This is a genomic window from Shigella sp. FC1967, assembly GCF_001743005.1.
GTDB lineage: Bacteria > Pseudomonadota > Gammaproteobacteria > Enterobacterales > Enterobacteriaceae > Proteus.
The window spans coordinates 1-3,980 of record NZ_MIIZ01000731.1 but is presented as its reverse complement, the minus strand read 5'-3'; the positions used below and the strand labels follow the sequence as shown (position 1 = coordinate 3,980).

The window sequence follows — 3,980 nt, the reverse complement described above, 5'->3', positions numbered from 1 at the left end:
AAAGCGAATAGTAAAATATTATCTGACGTGATGAAGGGAGGACAATATCAACTGGTTATCGGTAATGATGTTGATAAAGTATTTAATGAACTAACAAAAATGATAAAAACAAATAATATTCCTCATGATAATAATAAAGACCAGAAGAAACAGTCTATCGTAAATAAAGTATTATCAGCAATTACTGGCTCTATCGCTCCGGTTATCCCTCTGTTAGCGGGTGCCGGTATGGGGAAAGTTTTACTAATTGTATTAACGATGCTCGGTTGGTTGGATAAAAGTGACCAAACCTATTATATCCTTAACTTTATCTTTAATACGGCCTTCTATTTTATGCCGGTATTTATTGGTTTCTCGGCAGCGAAAATATTTAATTGTAACCAATATTTAGCTGCGATGGTCTGTTTAGCGATGGTCAGTCCTGAATGGACAAGCTTAGTTAAAGCCGGTGAGCCTGTTGAGTTTATGCATATTCCTGTTGCTTTGGTTAAATATTCATCTCAGCTGATCCCTGCCTTAATTACTGTCTGGATGATGTCTTATATAGAACGATTTATTGCTCGAATTGTGCCAGAAATGGTTAAAGTGTTTATGGTGCCATTATTGGTGATTTTGGTTTCTACGCCAATTGCGTTGATTGCGGTTGGTCCTGTCACTTCATGGTTCGCGCAATTAATTGCTGATGGGGTGATCTTAATCCAAGAGCATACTGGCTTTATTGCTATTCCATTATTAGTGGCCATTTATCCATGGCTAGTGTCTATTGGTATGCATAAAGCACTTAGTCCCGTCAGTATTATGTTAGTGGAGCAAAAAGGTTTTGACCCCATTATTCGTGTGATGGCGCTATGTTCTAATATGTCTCAGGCTGCTGCTTCTTTAGCTGTTTCTGTTCGTACTAAAAACAAAACATTAAAACAATTAGCTTTTTCTGCCAGTATTACCGCCTTTTTTTGGTGGTATAACTGAACCTGCTATGTACGGTGTGAACCTGAAACTGAAAAAACCAATGTACGCTTGTATGATTGGTGGTGCTATTGCGGGATTATTTGCCGGTATTGTTAAGTTAAAAGCATTCGTTTATGTCACTCCGGGCTTATTAAGTTTACCAATGTGGATATCTGATACGGATAACCAAGTGGTAAATGCAATAATTACCTTATTGATTGCCAGTGTAGCCACTTTTATTGCAACGCTTATTATTGGTTTTGATGATCCTACTGACGATCCAATCCGTGACGAAGAAGAAAATAATAAACAAGCTGCATCAACCAACAAAAAACCACAAACACCTGATAATAAATTACCGGTTGGGTTAATTTCACCACTTCAAGGTAAAACGGTTGCACTTTCAGAAGTTAATGATGAAACATTTGCCTCTGGCATTATGGGACCTGGCATTGCAATTATCCCCACAACAGGAAAAGTGATTGCACCTGCAGATGGCGTTGTTGATATTACCTTTTCTTCTGGTCATGCGATTGGCTTAACACTAGTTAACAATATCGAAATGTTGATCCATGTGGGGATTGATACTGTTAACTTAGCAGGACAGCACTTCACATGCTGTGTAGTTAAAGGTCAGAAAGTTAAAAAAGGCGATACGCTAATTGAATTTGATTTAGATGCGATAATAGCTGCCGGCTATGATCCAACAACGATGATCATCATTACTAATGATGATCATAAGCTAGACGTTGTTCAGACTGATAAAAAACATGTCGACCAAAATACAGTTTTACTTACTGTGGGTTAAATACGGTGTTATCTAGCTTACTACGAGTCACTATTATTGCACGACCATTTATAATGGAAGAATTAATAGAGGTACTTCTTTATGATTTATGCTGATTTACATGTTCACACAAACCATAGTGATGGTGTTTGTGAAATAAAAGATGTCCTTGAAAATGCGTTTAGAAACGGTATTAAGACTATAGCTATTACTGATCACGATACAACCAATCATTACGATGAAATTTACCGTGAAGGGGAGCGTCTTGGATTAAATATCGTCAAAGGTGTTGAAATGAGTTGTTATGACTTTGACGTCTATAAGAAAGTCCATGTAGTGGGGCTTTGGCTTAACGAAAAAACGCCCAACGTTGACAAGTTGTGTGATAACACACTCAACTGTCGTGATCAGTTTCACCGAGAATTAATATTATCTCTCAATCAACAAGGCTATGATATTTGTTATGAAGATGCGAAAAAGTTTTCAAAATATAATATTGTTTTTAAAATGAATATATTCCAAGCATTGAGAGAAAAGTATCCCGAGGAAATGACCAAAGAGCGCTATAAACAACTTTTTGGATCTAAAACAAAAATAGAAACGGATTTAAAAATGGGATATATCCCTGTTAATGAAGGTATTGCTGCTATTTTACAAGATGGTGGTATTCCTATACTTGCTCATCCGTGTGTCTATGGTAACTATGATGAAATAGAAAAATATGTTCAGTTTGGTTTGAAAGGATTAGAAATAAGCCACTCTAGAATGAAGCCTATCGACTATGAATTGACCCAAAATTATGCCAATAAATTTGGTTTGCTAAAAAGTGGAGGTAGCGATTTCCATGATCCTGCGTTACTTAAATTTGGTGATTTTGGCTTAAATCAAGCACAATTTGAGACTTTAAAAAAAAGAAGCAAATAAGTAATCAGTTGTCTGATTTGATATGGTAAAACGATTAAAGGGCGTGTTAGAAATTCTGTGTCATTCCAGTAAACTACCTCAAAAAGAAATGACTGATAACACAACCTTTCGATTTTGATAAAGCCCTAAAAGCACTTCAAGAGGGGCAGGCTTTGACCGCATCCTGCCCCCATTAATTAAACAGTCAACAGAGGCGCATTATCCGCCGAATTAGACTCTCATTTACTTCAATGACATTAAAACTAATCATCGAAATGGGACTACCAAAAAGACGATTAAAACCCCAACAGGTAACTTTGAGCTAGCAACCCTATGCGACCGCAATGGCTTTTTTGAACCACAATTGGTAAAAAAACACCAAACGACGCTATCTAATGAGATTGAGCACAAGATTACACATCTTTTTGCATATCCATTTAAAGCTGATTATTTATTGTTTGATTTGCTGGTATTTTTTATTAAAACAGCATTTAAACCTATGAGTAGTCGTTCTGTCGCCACACCTCTATGCTTTTGAATATTCATGCTTTGTAAGGCTGTCTGGAGCTACATAAGACCGATGGCTTACCTTCCCGCCCTGAACCATCAAAAATCACTGTATACTCGCTTTTAGAGCCTTCTATTGTTGCATTGATAATCGTTTGCTTTTCAAGACATTCTAATGGTTGATAGCTCGAAGACATCTTTTCTACCTAAGAGGTTATTAACAAGAATATCAGGCTAGGTTTTGGGGCTATTTTAGCGATAGCACCGAGTTTATTGGTTTTATATTAAAACACATTATCTCGACGTTAAAAGAAAGAATTGAAAATAGCGAATATCGGATATTTATAAATGCATTAAAAAATATTTATAAATATATAACGTTATATTTAAGTAAATATACGTTACTAATCAACTTACAATACTCTTATAAAGAGAGTTGTTGTTATACTTCAAATAAAATTAATAAATAATAGTCATTAATTATTAAACTCATTATAGTTTATAGCGAGTTTGCTACTTAATAATATAATGAGGGATTATGAAAAAGAGTATATTGGCATCGATAATAAGTCTTTTATTAATATCAGTCGTTGGTTGTGATAATTCAAATACAGGAACACCTTCACAAGATAAAAATAAGACAGAACAAACAACACAATCTAAGCCTGAGTCAGAAAATATTCAATCCGATGAAGTTCAATTTAGTCAAAAAACTGAGAAAGGTAACTTGTGGTTAGGCATCGATAATAAGTCTTTTATTAATATCAGTCGTTGGTTGTGATAATTCAAATACAGGAACACCTTCACAAGATAAAAATAAGACAGAACAAACAAC

The 3,980-nt window shown here is 35.3% G+C and carries 4 protein-coding genes and 1 pseudogene; all 5 read left to right on the top strand.

Translation table 11 applies throughout. The features are described from left to right. A partial coding sequence (locus BHE89_RS25615) for a PTS transporter subunit EIIC (RefSeq protein ID WP_286146080.1) occupies nucleotides 1-969 on the top strand: 969 nt, incomplete at its 5' end. Nucleotides 970-976: 7 nt separating this feature from the next. Beyond that, nucleotides 977-1,756 carry a glucose PTS transporter subunit IIA gene (locus tag BHE89_RS25610; RefSeq protein ID WP_286146079.1) on the top strand — a complete coding sequence of 260 codons (780 nt, stop codon included), beginning with the start codon at nucleotides 977-979 and terminating at the stop codon, nucleotides 1,754-1,756. Nucleotides 1,757-1,837: 81 nt separating this feature from the next. After that, entirely contained in the window at nucleotides 1,838-2,659 is an 822-nt protein-coding gene (locus tag BHE89_RS11345; RefSeq protein WP_128860491.1) for a PHP domain-containing protein, read from the top strand. Nucleotides 2,660-2,754: 95 nt separating this feature from the next. Further along, nucleotides 2,755-3,068, top strand: a pseudogene (locus BHE89_RS27010) (transposase); the annotation flags it as partial. A 615-nt stretch (nucleotides 3,069-3,683) separates the two neighbouring features. Continuing rightward, the gene (locus BHE89_RS11330) at nucleotides 3,684-3,926 is read left to right on the top strand and encodes a hypothetical protein (RefSeq protein WP_128860490.1); all 243 of its coding nucleotides are present in this window, start codon (nucleotides 3,684-3,686) and stop codon (nucleotides 3,924-3,926) included. Nucleotides 3,927-3,980: the final 54 nt, after the last annotated feature.